The following is a 15,757-nucleotide window of genomic DNA, read 5'->3' on the forward strand; positions in this document are numbered from 1 at the left end:
CGGCCTTCTCGATGCCCTTCTTCAGGGCCATCGGGTTGGCGCCGGCGGCGACGTTGCGCAGCCCCTCGCGGACGAGGGCCTGGGCGAGCACGGTGGCGGTGGTGGTGCCGTCACCCGCGACGTCGTCGGTCTTCTTGGCGACCTCCTTGACCAGCTCGGCCCCGATCTTCTCGTACGGGTCCTCGAGCTCGATCTCCTTGGCGATGCTCACACCATCGTTGGTGATGGTGGGGGCGCCCCACTTCTTCTCCAGGACGACGTTGCGGCCCTTGGGGCCAAGCGTCACCTTGACGGCGTCGGCGAGGGTGTTCATGCCCCGCTCGAGTCCGCGGCGCGCCTCTTCGTCGAACGCGATCATCTTGGCCATGTGGTGATGTCCTCCATGCGTGGATCGCTGGCTGGTCAGGTCCGGCGCCCGCGACGGACGACACCGGTGCTGCGAACGCTCCTGCGGTTCGCGTCCCGGTGCCTCACCGTTCCGACCTGGCTGGCACTCGGGTAGCCCGAGTGCCAGCCCAAAGTCTGGCACTCGACCCAGGCGAGTGCAAGAAGGGGGGTCGACGGCCACCGGTCGGGGACGCAGCGAGGCCCGGCCCCCGACCGGGGACCGGGCCTCGTGGTGCTGACCGGATCAGGCGCTCTGGACGGCGTCCGCCTGCGGGCCCTTGTCGCCCTGGACGACCTCGAAGCTGACCCGCTGGCCCTCTTCGAGGCTCTTGTACCCGTCCATCTGGATGGCCGAGTAGTGGACGAAGACGTCCTGGCCGCCGTCGACGGCGATGAAGCCGAAGCCCTTCTCGGCGTTGAACCACTTCACGGTGCCCTGTGCCACGTGTGCTCCCACGTTTCGTGCGGCGGACGGCCCCTTGAGACTCGAGGGGCCGGGTCTCGCTCTTCCGCCCGCCGAAACACGAACGTGGAACTCGAACCGCGCGGAACGGTACAGCAGCAGGTGTCCCAGGTCACGGTCCTGACCACGCCATACACCCGTCCGGGTGCTGCCGCGGCGGCGTCCCGGACCCTGGCAGGGGGCCCTCCTCAGGCGATGAGGCCGGCCTCGCGCAGCGACTTCAGCGACGGCTGCACGTGGTGCGAGGGGCCGACCACCGGCAGCAGCGGGTCGAGGGTCTTCAGCCCCTCACCGGTGTTGAGGACGACGACCTCCTGCGTCGGGTCGATCAGCCCCTTCTCCACCAGCTGCCGCAGCACCGCGGTGGTCACACCGCCGGCGGTCTCGGCGAACACACCGGTCGTGCGGGCCAGGTCCCGGATGCCCTGCACGATCTCGTCGTCTCCGACCCGGCCGACCGAGCCGCCGGTGCGCCGGATGGCGTCCAGCGCGTACGGGCCGTCCGCGGGGTTGCCGATGTTCAGCGACTTGGCGATGCCGGTGGGCTTGACCGGCTTGACGACGTCCCAGCCGTTGTCGAACGCGGTGGCGATCGGGTCGCAGCCGGCGGACTGGGCGCCGAAGACCTTCCACTCGGTGTCGGCGACGATGCCGGCCGCGACCAGCTCCCGCCAGGCCTTGTCGACCTTGGTGAGCAGCGAGCCCGACGCCATCGGGATGACCACCTGGGCCGGGATCCGCCAGCCGAGCTGCTCGGCGATCTCGTAGCCCATCGTCTTGGAGCCCTCGGCGTAGTACGGCCGGACGTTCTGGTTGACGAAGGCGGTGTCCTCGAACTCGTCGGTCTCGGCGAGCTCGCTGGTCAGCCGGTTGACGTCGTCGTAGGACCCCTCGACGGCGACCAGCGCCTGGCCGTAGACCGCCGACTGGGTGATCTTGCCCGGCTCGAGGTCGCTGGGGACGAAGACGAAGGAGGGCAGCCCCATCCGGGCGGCGTGCGCGGCGACCGAGTTGGCCAGGTTGCCGGTGGAGGCACAGGCGATCTTGGTGTAGCCGAAGCTCTTGGCCGCGGTGGCGGCCAGGCTCACCACCCGGTCCTTGAAGGAGTGGGTCGGGTTGGCCGAGTCGTCCTTCACCCAGAGCCCGCCGGTGAGGCCCAGCTCGGCGGCCAGCCGGTCGGCGCGCACCAGCGGGGTCATGCCCGGGTCGAGGCTGACCCGGTCGGCCGGGTCGTGGCCCACCGGGAGCAGGGCGACGTAGCGCCAGATGTTCTGCGGTCCCGCCTCGATCTGCTCACGGGTCACCGCGCGCATGAGCTCGGGGTCGTAGTCGACCTCCAGCGGGCCGAAGCACTCCGCACAGGCGTGCTCGGCGATGAGCCCGAAGGTCGCGCCGCAGTTGCGACAGACCAGGCCACGGGCCGGGTTGGGGGCGATCTGGCCACCTGCAGTGGCGTCTGCCTGGGCAGAACCGGGAGCGGTCAAGGTCATTCGACGACTACCTCCTCATCTTCCCCGCGCCGGGCCGTCGAGCCGCGCGGGACGGAATTGGCACCTCACGCTGCGCATACGCACAGAACGCGGTTGCCGGGGCTTCAACGGGCCGTGTCCCTCTGCCCCTCTGGATGAGTGGAACGCGCGTCACTCTACCCGGGGGCCGCCCGCCTGCCCCGCACCGCCAGGATGGGCCGGTGGCCACCCGCATCGTCTACACCGACCTGGACGGCACCATGGTGGGGCCGCGTGGCTCCTTCTGGCACACCGCCGACCGCCAGTTGACCGCCTCCCCCGCTGCCGCGCTGCTCGAACTGCACCGGGCCGGTGTCGCACTGGTGCTGGTCAGCGGCCGCACCCACGCCCAGCTGCTGGAGGCCGGGCGGATCTTCGCCGTCGACGGCGCGATCGCCGAGCTGGGCTCGCTGGTCAGCTGGCACGGCGGCCGGGAGACCCACCTGCTCACCGGCGACCTGCCCGAGCAGTTCGCCGGCCGGACGCCGATGGACGTGCTCGCCGAGCTCGGCATCGTCGACGCACTGATCGCCGCGCACCGCGGCCGGCTGGAGTGGCACGAGCCCTGGCACGCCACCCACTCCGCCGACGCCCTGCTGCGCGGCCGGGTGGACGCCGCGGCGGTCGACGTCTGGCTGGCCGAGCGCGGCTGGGGCTGGCTGACGCTGAACGACAACGGTGCCGTGCCGGCCACCGCCCGGATGACGCTGGACGCCGAGGCCCTGCCGCCGCACGTCTACCACCTGATGCCGCGCGGGATCTCCAAGGGCGCCGCGATCACCTGGGACCTCGCCCGCCGCGGGCTCACCGCCTCCGACGCCGTGGCCGTCGGCGACAGCGTGAGCGACCTGGAGATGGCCCCGGCGGTCGGCCGGCTGTGGGTGACCGCGAACGGAGCGGCCGTGGACGGCATGGCGGCTCGGCTCGACGCCGTCCCCAACGCCGTCGTCACCGACGCCTCGATGGGCGAGGGCTGGGCCCAGGCCGTGCTCGCCAGCCTCTGAGGCGATGACTCCGTCCCGGCCTCGCTGCAGGGGCCCGGGCCGAGCTCGCGAGGTCTGGGGGCAGCGAGGTCCTTCCGCTGATCACCGGCTGGGCTCAGCTGGTGACGTCCTTGCGGGCGAAGTGGCGGAAGGCCAGCGCGGTGAAGACGGCCGAGTAGACCAGCCCCTGGACCACGCCGCGGAACAGGTCGCCGGAGTCGACCGGGGTCTGCAGCAGGTCGGTCCAGGCGTAGTTGAACGCGGTCGGGAACCAGTCGCGGATCCCGCCCAGCTGCTCGACCTGCTCCAGCACGGCGAACACGACCGTGCTGAACACCGCCCCGCCGACCGCGGCCAGCGGTGCATCGGTGACCGTGGAGAGCCAGAACGCCAACGTGCCCACCACGAGCAGGTGCACGGCGAGGTACCCGACCATCCCGGCCAGCCGGAGCAGCGCCGTCCCCTGGTCCAGCGCCACCCCGATCGGGGTCTGCACGTCGCCGAAGCCGAAGGCGATCCCGCCGGCGACCACCGCGACGACGACCAGCAGCAGCATCGCGCCGACCGACAGGACGAGGGCGGCCAGCCACTTCTGCCGCAGCAGCCGGGCCCGCGGAACGGGTGTGGCGAGGGCGTAGCGGAGCGATCCCCACGAGGCCTCGCTGGCCACGGTGTCGCCGAAGAACAGCGCGAAGACGACGACCAGGAAGAAGCCGGTGGTGGCGAAGAGGGTGAACAGGGTGAGGTTCAGCCCGCTCGCCGAGGCGACGTCCACCAGGTTGATCCGGCTGTTCCCCTCCGCCTCCTCGGTGCCGCCCAGCTGCAGGGCCCCGATGAGGATCAGCGGCAGCGCGGCCATCAGCGCGAAGACGCCGAGGGTGCGGCGGCGCTTGAACTGACGGCGCAGCTCGACGCCCAGCCGCAGCGTCCGCTCCGGCCGGTACCCGGCCGCCGCCCCCGTCGCCTGCGGGGCGGGCGCGGCGGCCCCGGAACTGGTCGTCTCCGTGCTCATGACTCCCCCACCAGTGACAGGAACGCGTCCTCCAGCCGGCGGCGCGGGGTGAGCTGGTCGACCCCGATGCCGGCCTCGACCAGCGCGGTCAGCGCGGTCGCGCGGCTCGTCGGACCGAGGTCGACGACCAGGCCCTCGGAGCTCCGCTCCACCTCGCCGACCCCGGGCAGCCCGGCCAGGACGGCGACCGCCCGGTCGGTGTCGGCCGGGTCGGCGAGCCCGACCAGCACCGCTCCCCCGGTGCCGACGATCTCCTCGACCGTGCCCTGGACGATCTTCTGCCCCTTGGCCATGACCACGACGTGGCTGCAGGTCTGCTCGATCTCCGACAGCAGGTGGCTGGAGATGATCACGGTGCGACCGGTCTCCGCGTAGGACCGGAGCACGTCGCGCATCGCATGGATCTGCGGCGGGTCCAGCCCGTTGGTGGGCTCGTCGAGCACCAGCAGGTCGGGGAGGCCGAGCATCGCCTGGGCGATCGCCACCCGCTGCCGCATGCCCTGGCTGTAGCTGCGCACCCGCTTGTCCAGGGCCGCACCCAGCCCGGCGATCTCGATCGCCTCCTCCATGTGCGCGTCGGCCGGCGGACGGCCGGTGGCGGCCCAGTAGAGGGTGAGGTTGTCCCGCCCGCTCAGGTGCGGCTGCAGGCCGGTGCCCTCCACGAACGAGCCCAGCCGGGAGAGCACGGGGGCACCCGGCCCGGCGGCGTGACCGAACACCTCGATCCGCCCCTCGGTCGGGCGGATCAGGCCCATGAGCATCCGCAGCGACGTCGTCTTCCCCGCCCCGTTGGGGCCGAGCAGGCCGAGCACCTGGCCACGGCGCACCTCGAAGGAGAGGTCCCGGACGGCGACGAACCCGTCCCCGTAGGCCTTGGTCACCCCTTCGAAGCGCAGTGGCACGTCCTCCCCGTCGGGCGCGGACACCGACACCCGCCGGCGCCGGCGGCGGCCGAGCAGGACGGCGGCCAGCCGGCCCAGCAGCCCGAGGACGGCGAGGACGGCGAGGAGCACCCACCAGCGGGCCGAGCCGGCCGTGGCCTGCACCTCGCCGGGCACCACCGGCGCGGCCAGCGCCGCCCCCTCGGCCAGCCCGACCGTCGACACCTCCGACGACGCGGGCAGGGCGTACGCCTGGTCGGTGGAGGAGACGACCACGCGCATCGTGTGGCCGGCCTCGAACCGGTGGACGATCGCCGGCAGCGTCACCGGCACCACGGTCGGCGCGGCCGGGTCCGTGGAGATCCCGGTGAGCTCCAGGGGCGCGACCAGTCCGCTGGGCAGCACCGCCGTGCCGTCGGGGGCCACGTCGTAGAGCTTGGCGAACATCGTCGCCGTCCCGTCCGGCGCCGACACGGCGACGGTGGTGGTGGGTGCCCCGACCACCTCCACGGCCTCGGTGAGCTCCGGGCTCTCGAAGGCGGCGGACTGCCCCGGGATCTCCAGCGTGCTGCCGGCGAGCGCGGCGCCGATGGAGCCCAGACCGGGGATGGTCGTGAGCGCCGCCGGGCTGCCGCCGGCCGGGGTGACCACCGGCTGGGTGGACCCGCCCAGCTCGAGCAGGCGGCTCTCGACGGGCTCGGCGTCGGCCAGGCCCGGGTACTCGTCGACGGAGACGGTCTGCGAGCCGCCCTGGACCCGGCCCGCCCCGCTGCCCAGGCCGGTGGGGGCTGGGTAGCGGAAGCCGCCGCTCTCGCCGTCGGCGCCGTTCAGGTGGACGTCGAACCAGTCGGCGACCTCGTCCCGCAGCTCCGCGGTGACCCGGTCGGAGGGAGAGGCGTCGTGGCCGCCGGCGAACCAGACCATGCGGACGTCGGTGCCGTTGGCGGCGATCCCTCGGGCGTTGGCGTCGGCCTCGCCCAGCCCGAACAGCGAGTCCTGGGTGCCCTGCAGGAGCAGCGTGGGCGCGGTGATCCGGTCGAGCACGCCCGCCGGGCTGCTCCGCTCCAGGACGACGGCGACCTCGGGGCTGAGCGCGCCGGTCGAGGCCGCGGTCTCGTAGGCCGCGCAGATGTCGGCCCGGAAGCGCCCGCAGGTCAGCGCCTGCACGACGGCCGGGTCGAGGTCGTCGGCCAGGGAGGCGGCACCGTCGCCGCCGGCCCCGGGGCGCCCGTCGCCGGTGGGCAGCGACCCGCTGCCGAAGAACAACCCGGCCCAGGTCCGCTTGAACACCCCGGCGTCGTCGGTGCGCGGCACGGCGGCCGGGGTGCCGGCGTCGGTGACGACGGCGGCCTGGTCGGGGAAGAACGCCGTGGTCAGCGAGTTCCAGGTGATCTGCGGTGCGATCGCGTCGATGCGCTCGTCGTAGGCAGCCGCCAGCAGGGAGACCGCGCCTCCGTAGGAGGCTCCGGCGACACCCACCCGCGGGTCCCCGGGGCCGTCGAGGAGAACGTCGTCCCGCGTCGCGAGCAGGTCGATCAGGGTGCTGACGTCGGCCACCTCGTAGCGCGGGTCGTTGAGGCCGATCTGCCCAGTGCTGGTGCCGAAGCCCCGCGCGGACCAGGTGAGCACCACGTACCCGCGGCGGGCCAGCACGCGCGCGTCGGCTGCGACCGACTGCTTGCTGCCGCCGAAGCCGTGGGCCAGCAGCACGGCCGGCGCGGGGCCGCCCGCAGGCGGCAGGTACAGCGTGGTGTCCAGCTTGACCGCGTCGGCGCCGGCACCGGAGGGGACGCGCGCCTCCTCGGTGGTCACGTCCTCGGCCGCCCGGGCAGGCTGGTCGGTGCCGGCGAGGACGACGGCGAGGGCCGGCAGGGCGAGCAGGAGGACGATCAGGGCGGCGAGCACCGGCCGGGCGCCGAGGCGCGAGCCGATCCGCGCCGGCCCGGGAGCGTTGCGCACGTGGGCGGCAACGGACGGCGCCGTCTCCGTGTTCCGCGAGCCGGCCAGGGACCGGGGGGTCAGGGCCGCCAGTTGCCGGTGGCGACCACGACGAGGCCGGGGTCGGCCACGCCGGGCACCTCGAAGTAGCGCGCGACGGGGCCGGTGACGTCGGGGAACTGCTCGACCAGCTGGGCCGCGGCCTGCTGCTGCACCGTGTCGCCCTCGCTGTAGTACACGGTCGTGGTCGCCACGTCGCTGACCGGCGAGCCCGCGGTGCCGATCACCTCCCAGCCACTCGCGCTGAACTGCTCTCCCACGTCGGCCGCCAGCCCGGTGATGCTCGTGCTGTTCAGCACCGTGACCGGGGCGAACACCGGCCCCACCGGCGTCTCGGCCGCCACCTCCGCCGGCGGCACGCTCTCCTGCACGGTGGCGACGGCGGGCGCCGGCTCGCTGGCGGTGGGCAGCGGGGTCTGCGCGGAGGTCTCCGCGGTACCGGGTCCGGTGAACGACCAGACGCCCAGCACGACGAGCGCGAGGACGACGACGGCGAGCAGGCCCTGCACGCCCCGGCGCGGTCCCCGCGGGACCTCGTCGGTGTGCACGTCCACCCGGCCGGGACCGGACCGGGCCGGCGCGGCCTCGGGGCCGGCCGGCGGCGCGCTGCGCCGGCCGTCCTTCTTCCGCGCCGCCTCGGCCGCCTGCCGCTCCAGCCGGGCCGCGGCCCGGCCACCCACGGGGACGTCGACGGCCCGCCGCGGGGGGACAGACGCCGGCCCGGTCCGGTCCCGGCCGGGTGGACGTGCACACCGACGAGGTCCCGCGGGGACCGCGCCGGGGCGTGCAGGGCCTGCTCGCCGTCGTCGTCCTCGCGCTCGTCGTGCTGGGCGTCTGGTCGTTCACCGGACCCGGTACCGCGGAGACCTCCGCGCAGACCCCGCTGCCCACCGCCAGCGAGCCGGCGCCCGCCGTCGCCACCGTGCAGGAGAGCGTGCCGCCGGCGGAGGTGGCGGCCGAGACGCCGGTGGGGCCGGTGTTCGCCCCGGTCACGGTGCTGAACAGCACGAGCATCACCGGGCTGGCGGCCGACGTGGGAGAGCAGTTCAGCGCGAGTGGCTGGGAGGTGATCGGCACCGCGGGCTCGCCGGTCAGCGACGTGGCGACCACGACCGTGTACTACAGCGAGGGCGACACGGTGCAGCAGCAGGCCGCGGCCCAGCTGGTCGAGCAGTTCCCCGACGTCACCGGCCCCGTCGCGCGCTACTTCGAGGTGCCCGGCGTGGCCGAGCCCGGGCTCGTCGTGGTCGCCACCGGCAATTGTCGGCCCTGACCCCCCGGTCCCTGGCCGGCTCGCGGAACACGGAGCCGGCGCCGTCCGTTGCCGCCCACGTGCGCAACGCTCCCGGGCCGGCGCGGATCGGCTCGCGCCTCGGCGCCCGGCCGGTGCTCGGCGCCCTGATCGTCCTCCTGCTCGCCCTGCCGGCCCTCGCCGTCGTCCTGGCCGGCACCGACCAGCCTGCCCGGGCGGCCGGGGACGTGACCGCCGAGGAGGGGCGCGTCCCCTCCGGTGCCGGCGCCGACGCGGTCAAGCTGGACACCACGCTGTACCTGCCGCCTGCGGGCGGCCCCGCGCCGGCCGTGCTGCTGGCCCACGGCTTCGGCGGCAGCAAGCAGTCGGTCGCAGCCGACGCGCGCGTGCTGGCCCGCCGCGGGTACGTGGTGCTCACCTGGTCCGCGCGGGGCTTCGGCACCAGCACTGGGCAGATCGGCCTCAACGACCCGCGCTACGAGGTGGCCGACGTCAGCACCCTGATCGACCTGCTCGCGACGCGGGACGACGTTCTCCTCGACGGCCCCGGGGACCCGCGGGTGGGTGTCGCCGGAGCCTCCTACGGAGGCGCGGTCTCCCTGCTGGCGGCTGCCTACGACGAGCGCATCGACGCGATCGCACCGCAGATCACCTGGAACTCGCTGACCACGGCGTTCTTCCCCGACCAGGCCGCCGTCGTCACCGACGCCGGCACCCCGGCCGCCGTGCCGCGCACCGACGACGCCGGGGTGTTCAAGCGGACCTGGGCCGGGTTGTTCTTCGGCAGCGGGTCGCTGCCCACCGGCGACGGGCGCCCCGGGGCCGGCGGCGACGGTGCCGCCTCCCTGGCCGACGACCTCGACCCGGCCGTCGTGCAGGCGCTGACCTGCGGGCGCTTCCGGGCCGACATCTGCGCGGCCTACGAGACCGCGGCCTCGACCGGCGCGCTCAGCCCCGAGGTCGCCGTCGTCCTGGAGCGGAGCAGCCCGGCGGGCGTGCTCGACCGGATCACCGCGCCCACGCTGCTCCTGCAGGGCACCCAGGACTCGCTGTTCGGGCTGGGCGAGGCCGACGCCAACGCCCGAGGGATCGCCGCCAACGGCACCGACGTCCGCATGGTCTGGTTCGCCGGCGGCCACGACGCCTCTCCCTCCGACCGGGTCACCGCGGAGCTGCGGGACGAGGTCGCCGACTGGTTCGACGTCCACCTGAACGGCGCCGACGGCGAGAGCGGCGGCTTCCGCTACCCAGCCCCCACCGGCCTGGGCAGCGGGGCGGGCCGGGTCCAGGGCGGCTCGCAGACCGTCTCCGTCGACGAGTACCCGGGCCTGGCCGACGCCGAGCCCGTCGAGAGCCGCCTGCTCGAGCTGGGCGGGTCCACCCAGCCGGTGGTCACCCCGGCCGGCGGCAGCCCGGCGGCGCTCACGACCATCCCCGGTCTGGGCTCCATCGGCGCCGCGCTCGCCGGCAGCACGCTGGAGATCCCGGGGCAGTCCGCCGCCTTCGAGAGCCCGGAGCTCACCGAGGCCGTGGAGGTGGTCGGGGCACCCACCACCACCGTCGCCGTGTCGGCGCCGGACGGGACGGCGACGATGTTCGCCAAGCTCTACGACGTGGCCCCCGACGGCACGGCGGTGCTGCCCAGCGGACTGGTCGCGCCCCTGGAGCTCACCGGGATCTCCACGGACCCGGCCGCGCCGACCGTGGTGCCGGTGACGCTGCCGGCGATCGTCCACCGGTTCGAGGCCGGCCACACGATGCGCGTGGTCGTCTCCTCCACCGACCAGGCGTACGCCCTGCCCGCGTCGTCGGAGGTGTCGACGGTCGGGCTGGCCGAGGGGGCGGCGCTGGCCGCGCCGGTGGTGCCCGGCGAGGTGCAGGCCACGGCCGGCTCGGCCCGCTGGTGGGTGCTCCTCGCCGTCCTCGCCGTCCTCGGGCTGCTGGGCCGGCTGGCCGCCGTCCTGCTCGGCCGCCGCCGGCGCCGGCGGGTGTCGGTGTCCGCGCCCGACGGGGAGGACGTGCCACTGCGCTTCGAAGGGGTGACCAAGGCCTACGGGGACGGGTTCGTCGCCGTCCGGGACCTCTCCTTCGAGGTGCGCCGTGGCCAGGTGCTCGGCCTGCTCGGCCCCAACGGGGCGGGGAAGACGACGTCGCTGCGGATGCTCATGGGCCTGATCCGCCCGACCGAGGGGCGGATCGAGGTGTTCGGTCACGCCGCCGGGCCGGGTGCCCCCGTGCTCTCCCGGCTGGGCTCGTTCGTGGAGGGCACCGGCCTGCAGCCGCACCTGAGCGGGCGGGACAACCTCACCCTCTACTGGGCCGCCACCGGCCGTCCGCCGGCCGACGCGCACATGGAGGAGGCGATCGAGATCGCCGGGCTGGGTGCGGCCCTGGACAAGCGGGTGCGCAGCTACAGCCAGGGCATGCGGCAGCGGGTGGCGATCGCCCAGGCGATGCTCGGCCTCCCCGACCTGCTGGTGCTCGACGAGCCCACCAACGGGCTGGACCCGCCGCAGATCCATGCGATGCGCGACGTGCTCCGGTCCTACGCGGAGACCGGTCGCACCGTGATCATCTCCAGCCACCTGCTGTCGGAGATCGAGCAGACCTGCAGCCACGTCGTGGTCATGGCCAAGGGGCAGAAGATCGTCCAGGGCACGGTCGAGGAGATCGTCGGCACCGGGGGAGCGGTGCTGGTCGGGCTCGCCGACCCGGCCGACACCGACCGGGCGGTCGCCGTCCTGGCCGGGCTGCCCGGGGTCGGCGAGGTGGAGCGGAGCTCCGAGGGCCTGGTCGTCGACCTCGGTCCGACGAGCCGCGCGACCGCGCTGACCGCGCTGGTCGAGGCCGGCATCGGGGTCGACCAGCTCACCCCGCGCCGCCGGCTGGAGGACGCGTTCCTGTCACTGGTGGGGGAGTCATGAGCACGGAGACGACCAGTTCCGGGGCCGCCGCGCCCGCCCCGCAGGCGACGGGGGCGGCGGCCGGGTACCGGCCGGAGCGGACGCTGCGGCTGGGCGTCGAGCTGCGCCGTCAGTTCAAGCGCCGCCGCACCCTCGGCGTCTTCGCGCTGATGGCCGCGCTGCCGCTGATCCTCATCGGGGCCCTGCAGCTGGGCGGCACCGAGGAGGCGGAGGGGAACAGCCGGATCAACCTGGTGGACGTCGCCTCGGCGAGCGGGCTGAACCTCACCCTGTTCACCCTCTTCGCCACCACCGGCTTCTTCCTGGTCGTCGTCTTCGCGCTGTTCTTCGGCGACACCGTGGCCAGCGAGGCCTCGTGGGGATCGCTCCGCTACGCCCTCGCCACACCCGTTCCGCGGGCCCGGCTGCTGCGGCAGAAGTGGCTGGCCGCCCTCGTCCTGTCGGTCGGCGCGATGCTGCTGCTGGTCGTCGTCGCGGTGGTCGCCGGCGGGATCGCCTTCGGCTTCGGCGACGTGCAGACCCCGATCGGGGTGGCGCTGGACCAGGGGACGGCGCTGCTCCGGCTGGCCGGGATGGTCGGGTACCTCGCCGTGCACCTGCTCGTGGTGGGCACGTTGGCGTTCTGGCTCTCCACGGTCACCGATGCACCGCTGGCCGCGGTCGGCGGGGCGGTGTTCAGCACGGTCGTGTTCGCCGTGCTGGAGCAGGTCGAGCAGCTGGGCGGGATCCGCGACTGGTTCCCGACCGCGTTCAACTACGCCTGGACCGACCTGCTGCAGACCCCGGTCGACTCCGGCGACCTGTTCCGCGGCGTGGTCCAGGGGCTGGTCTACTCGGCCGTCTTCACCGCGCTGGCCTTCCGCCACTTCGCCCGCAAGGACGTCACCAGCTGAGCCCAGCCGGTGATCAGCGGAAGGACCTCGCTGCCCCCAGACCTCGCGAGCTCGGCCCGGGCCCCTGCAGCGAGGCCGGGACGGAGTCATCGCCTCAGAGGCTGGCGAGCACGGCCTGGGCCCAGCCCTCGCCCATCGAGGCGTCGGTGACGACGGCGTTGGGGACGGCGTCGAGCCGAGCCGCCATGCCGTCCACGGCCGCTCCGTTCGCGGTCACCCACAGCCGGCCGACCGCCGGGGCCATCTCCAGGTCGCTCACGCTGTCGCCGACGGCCACGGCGTCGGAGGCGGTGAGCCCGCGGCGGGCGAGGTCCCAGGTGATCGCGGCGCCCTTGGAGATCCCGCGCGGCATCAGGTGGTAGACGTGCGGCGGCAGGGCCTCGGCGTCCAGCGTCATCCGGGCGGTGGCCGGCACGGCACCGTTGTCGTTCAGCGTCAGCCAGCCCCAGCCGCGCTCGGCCAGCCAGACGTCGACCGCCGCGGCGTCCACCCGGCCGCGCAGCAGGGCGTCGGCGGAGTGGGTGGCGTGCCAGGGCTCGTGCCACTCCAGCCGGCCGCGGTGCGCGGCGATCAGTGCGTCGACGATGCCGAGCTCGGCGAGCACGTCCATCGGCGTCCGGCCGGCGAACTGCTCGGGCAGGTCGCCGGTGAGCAGGTGGGTCTCCCGGCCGCCGTGCCAGCTGACCAGCGAGCCCAGCTCGGCGATCGCGCCGTCGACGGCGAAGATCCGCCCGGCCTCCAGCAGCTGGGCGTGGGTGCGGCCGCTGACCAGCACCAGTGCGACACCGGCCCGGTGCAGTTCGAGCAGCGCGGCAGCGGGGGAGGCGGTCAACTGGCGGTCGGCGGTGTGCCAGAAGGAGCCACGCGGCCCCACCATGGTGCCGTCCAGGTCGGTGTAGACGATGCGGGTGGCCACCGGCCCATCCTGGCGGTGCGGGGCAGGCGGGCGGCCCCCGGGTAGAGTGACGCGCGTTCCACTCATCCAGAGGGGCAGAGGGACACGGCCCGTTGAAGCCCCGGCAACCGCGTTCTGTGCGTATGCGCAGCGTGAGGTGCCAATTCCGTCCCGCGCGGCTCGACGGCCCGGCGCGGGGAAGATGAGGAGGTAGTCGTCGAATGACCTTGACCGCTCCCGGTTCTGCCCAGGCAGACGCCACTGCAGGTGGCCAGATCGCCCCCAACCCGGCCCGTGGCCTGGTCTGTCGCAACTGCGGCGCGACCTTCGGGCTCATCGCCGAGCACGCCTGTGCGGAGTGCTTCGGCCCGCTGGAGGTCGACTACGACCCCGAGCTCATGCGCGCGGTGACCCGTGAGCAGATCGAGGCGGGACCGCAGAACATCTGGCGCTACGTCGCCCTGCTCCCGGTGGGCCACGACCCGGCCGACCGGGTCAGCCTCGACCCGGGCATGACCCCGCTGGTGCGCGCCGACCGGCTGGCCGCCGAGCTGGGCCTCACCGGCGGGCTCTGGGTGAAGGACGACTCGGCCAACCCGACCCACTCCTTCAAGGACCGGGTGGTGAGCCTGGCCGCCACCGCGGCCAAGAGCTTCGGCTACACCAAGATCGCCTGTGCCTCCACCGGCAACCTGGCCAACTCGGTCGCCGCGCACGCCGCCCGGATGGGGCTGCCCTCCTTCGTCTTCGTCCCCAGCGACCTCGAGCCGGGCAAGATCACCCAGTCGGCGGTCTACGGCCAGGCGCTGGTCGCCGTCGAGGGGTCCTACGACGACGTCAACCGGCTGACCAGCGAGCTCGCCGAGACCGACGAGTTCGAGGACACCGCCTTCGTCAACCAGAACGTCCGGCCGTACTACGCCGAGGGCTCCAAGACGATGGGCTACGAGATCGCCGAGCAGCTCGGCTGGCGGATCCCGGCCCAGGTGGTCATCCCGATGGCGTCGGGCTCGCTGCTCACCAAGGTCGACAAGGCCTGGCGGGAGCTGGTCGCGGCCGGCATCGTCGCCGACACCGAGTGGAAGGTCTTCGGCGCCCAGTCCGCCGGCTGCGACCCGATCGCCACCGCGTTCGACAACGGCTGGGACGTCGTCAAGCCGGTCAAGCCCACCGGCATCGCCAAGTCGCTGAACATCGGCAACCCCGCGGACGGCCCGTACGCGCTGGACGCCATCCGGCGCACCGGCGGCTCGGTCGGCCGGGTCGGAGACGACGAGATCGTGCAGGGCATCCGGGACCTGGCCCGCACGACCGGTGTGTTCGCCGAGACCGCCGGCGGTGTGACCACCGCGGTGCTGCGGCAGCTGGTGGAGAAGGGGCTGATCGACCCGACGCAGGAGGTCGTCGTCCTCAACACCGGTGAGGGGCTGAAGACCCTCGACCCGCTGCTGCCGGTGGTCGGCCCCTCGCACCACGTGCAGCCGTCGCTGAAGTCGCTGCGCGAGGCCGGCCTCATCGCCTGAGGAGGGCCCCCTGCCAGGGTCCGGGACGCCGCCGCGGCAGCACCCGGACGGGTGTATGGCGTGGTCAGGACCGTGACCTGGGACACCTGCTGCTGTACCGTTCCGCGCGGTTCGAGTTCCACGTTCGTGTTTCGGCGGGCGGAAGAGCGAGACCCGGCCCCTCGAGTCTCAAGGGGCCGTCCGCCGCACGAAACGTGGGAGCACACGTGGCACAGGGCACCGTGAAGTGGTTCAACGCCGAGAAGGGCTTCGGCTTCATCGCCGTCGACGGCGGCCAGGACGTCTTCGTCCACTACTCGGCCATCCAGATGGACGGGTACAAGAGCCTCGAAGAGGGCCAGCGGGTCAGCTTCGAGGTCGTCCAGGGCGACAAGGGCCCGCAGGCGGACGCCGTCCAGAGCGCCTGATCCGGTCAGCACCACGAGGCCCGGTCCCCGGTCGGGGGCCGGGCCTCGCTGCGTCCCCGACCGGTGGCCGTCGACCCCCCTTCTTGCACTCGCCTGGGTCGAGTGCCAGACTTTGGGCTGGCACTCGGGCTACCCGAGTGCCAGCCAGGTCGGAACGGTGAGGCACCGGGACGCGAACCGCAGGAGCGTTCGCAGCACCGGTGTCGTCCGTCGCGGGCGCCGGACCTGACCAGCCAGCGATCCACGCATGGAGGACATCACCACATGGCCAAGATGATCGCGTTCGACGAAGAGGCGCGCCGCGGACTCGAGCGGGGCATGAACACCCTCGCCGACGCCGTCAAGGTGACGCTTGGCCCCAAGGGCCGCAACGTCGTCCTGGAGAAGAAGTGGGGCGCCCCCACCATCACCAACGATGGTGTGAGCATCGCCAAGGAGATCGAGCTCGAGGACCCGTACGAGAAGATCGGGGCCGAGCTGGTCAAGGAGGTCGCCAAGAAGACCGACGACGTCGCGGGTGACGGCACCACCACCGCCACCGTGCTCGCCCAGGCCCTCGTCCGCGAGGGGCTGCGCAACGTCGCCGCCGGCGCCAACCCGATGGCCCTGAAGAAGGGCATCGAGAAGGCCG

14 protein-coding genes and 2 riboswitches are annotated in these 15,757 nt (G+C 73.7%); of the genes, 7 read left to right on the forward strand and 7 right to left on the reverse strand.

Annotated features, from left to right (window positions below; genetic code table 11):
* From G5C62_RS19785 to thrC (G5C62_RS19795), 3 genes are all read right to left on the reverse strand, one after another.
* Nucleotides 1–367: TCP-1/cpn60 chaperonin family protein (locus tag G5C62_RS19785; protein ID WP_277424811.1), on the reverse strand; the 367-nt coding region annotated here is incomplete at its 3' end.
* 264 nt (nucleotides 368–631) lie between these two features.
* Complete coding sequence (locus tag G5C62_RS19790) at nucleotides 632–832, reverse strand: cold-shock protein (RefSeq protein WP_036334654.1); 201 nt, start codon at nucleotides 830–832, stop codon at nucleotides 632–634.
* Between the two features lie 206 nt (nucleotides 833–1,038).
* Nucleotides 1,039–2,340, reverse strand: a complete 1,302-nt coding sequence (thrC, locus tag G5C62_RS19795; protein ID WP_052090984.1) for a threonine synthase — start codon at nucleotides 2,338–2,340, stop codon at nucleotides 1,039–1,041.
* Between the two features lie 12 nt (nucleotides 2,341–2,352).
* Nucleotides 2,353–2,481: riboswitch (SAM riboswitch) on the reverse strand.
* 59 nt (nucleotides 2,482–2,540) lie between these two features.
* On the opposite strand from thrC (G5C62_RS19795), the gene G5C62_RS19800 reads away from it, so the two are divergent.
* The gene (locus tag G5C62_RS19800) at nucleotides 2,541–3,362 is read left to right on the forward strand and encodes an HAD hydrolase family protein (RefSeq protein ID WP_164702359.1); all 822 of its coding nucleotides are present in this window, start codon (nucleotides 2,541–2,543) and stop codon (nucleotides 3,360–3,362) included.
* Nucleotides 3,363–3,456: 94 nt separating this feature from the next.
* Here the strand turns inward: G5C62_RS19800 and G5C62_RS19805 are convergent, their stop codons facing one another.
* Genes G5C62_RS19805 through G5C62_RS19815 form a run of 3 tightly spaced genes read right to left on the reverse strand, consistent with a single transcriptional unit; the run spans nucleotide 3,457 to nucleotide 7,912 of the window.
* Complete coding sequence (locus G5C62_RS19805) at nucleotides 3,457–4,353, reverse strand: ABC transporter permease (protein ID WP_164702360.1); 897 nt, start codon at nucleotides 4,351–4,353, stop codon at nucleotides 3,457–3,459.
* Nucleotides 4,350–7,193, reverse strand: coding sequence for an alpha/beta fold hydrolase (locus tag G5C62_RS19810; protein WP_164702361.1), 2,844 nt, complete (start codon nucleotides 7,191–7,193; stop codon nucleotides 4,350–4,352). Before G5C62_RS19810 ends, G5C62_RS19805 begins: the two co-directional genes overlap by 4 nt.
* A 59-nt stretch (nucleotides 7,194–7,252) precedes the next feature.
* Entirely contained in the window at nucleotides 7,253–7,912 is a 660-nt protein-coding gene (locus tag G5C62_RS19815) for a LytR C-terminal domain-containing protein (protein ID WP_164702362.1), read from the reverse strand.
* Between the two features lie 59 nt (nucleotides 7,913–7,971).
* On the opposite strand from G5C62_RS19815, the gene G5C62_RS19820 reads away from it, so the two are divergent.
* The 3 genes from G5C62_RS19820 to G5C62_RS19830 are packed head-to-tail and all read left to right on the forward strand — an operon-like array spanning nucleotide 7,972 to nucleotide 12,301.
* Entirely contained in the window at nucleotides 7,972–8,505 is a 534-nt protein-coding gene (locus G5C62_RS19820) for a LytR C-terminal domain-containing protein (RefSeq protein WP_164702363.1), read from the forward strand.
* A gap of 59 nt (nucleotides 8,506–8,564) precedes the next feature.
* Entirely contained in the window at nucleotides 8,565–11,408 is a 2,844-nt protein-coding gene (locus G5C62_RS19825) for an alpha/beta fold hydrolase (RefSeq protein ID WP_164702364.1), read from the forward strand.
* Entirely contained in the window at nucleotides 11,405–12,301 is an 897-nt protein-coding gene (locus G5C62_RS19830; RefSeq protein WP_164702360.1) for an ABC transporter permease, read from the forward strand. The genes G5C62_RS19825 and G5C62_RS19830 overlap by 4 nt, the downstream gene beginning before the upstream one ends.
* Nucleotides 12,302–12,395: 94 nt before the next feature.
* Here G5C62_RS19830 and G5C62_RS19835 read toward each other — a convergent pair whose 3' ends face one another.
* Entirely contained in the window at nucleotides 12,396–13,217 is an 822-nt protein-coding gene (locus tag G5C62_RS19835; RefSeq protein ID WP_164702359.1) for an HAD hydrolase family protein, read from the reverse strand.
* 59 nt (nucleotides 13,218–13,276) lie between these two features.
* A riboswitch (SAM riboswitch) is annotated at nucleotides 13,277–13,405 on the forward strand.
* A 12-nt stretch (nucleotides 13,406–13,417) separates the two neighbouring features.
* Between G5C62_RS19835 and thrC (G5C62_RS19840) the strand changes: the two genes are divergently transcribed.
* The 3 genes from thrC (G5C62_RS19840) to G5C62_RS19850 all read left to right on the forward strand — a co-directional run.
* Nucleotides 13,418–14,719 (forward strand): threonine synthase, encoded by a 1,302-nt coding sequence (thrC, locus tag G5C62_RS19840; protein WP_052090984.1) that lies wholly within the window; start codon nucleotides 13,418–13,420, stop codon nucleotides 14,717–14,719.
* 206 nt (nucleotides 14,720–14,925) lie between these two features.
* A complete protein-coding gene (locus G5C62_RS19845) occupies nucleotides 14,926–15,126 on the forward strand; it encodes a cold-shock protein (RefSeq protein ID WP_036334654.1) in 201 nt (66 codons plus the stop codon).
* A 264-nt stretch (nucleotides 15,127–15,390) separates the two neighbouring features.
* Nucleotides 15,391–15,757 (forward strand): TCP-1/cpn60 chaperonin family protein (locus G5C62_RS19850; protein WP_277424811.1); only part of this gene is annotated, 367 nt, incomplete at its 3' end.

The sequence above is a fragment of the Modestobacter sp. KNN46-3 genome, from assembly GCF_011039295.1.

What these genes read in the sequence shown, in the direction of transcription:
- thrC (WP_052090984.1), bottom strand. Translation starts at nt 2,340, where the DNA reads ATGACCTTGACCGCTCCCGGTTCTGCCCAGGCAGACGCCACTGCAGGT.
- G5C62_RS19805 (WP_164702360.1), bottom strand. Translation starts at nt 4,353, where the DNA reads ATGAGCACGGAGACGACCAGTTCCGGGGCCGCCGCGCCCGCCCCGCAG.
- G5C62_RS19830 (WP_164702360.1), top strand. Translation starts at nt 11,405, where the DNA reads ATGAGCACGGAGACGACCAGTTCCGGGGCCGCCGCGCCCGCCCCGCAG.
- thrC (WP_052090984.1), top strand. Translation starts at nt 13,418, where the DNA reads ATGACCTTGACCGCTCCCGGTTCTGCCCAGGCAGACGCCACTGCAGGT.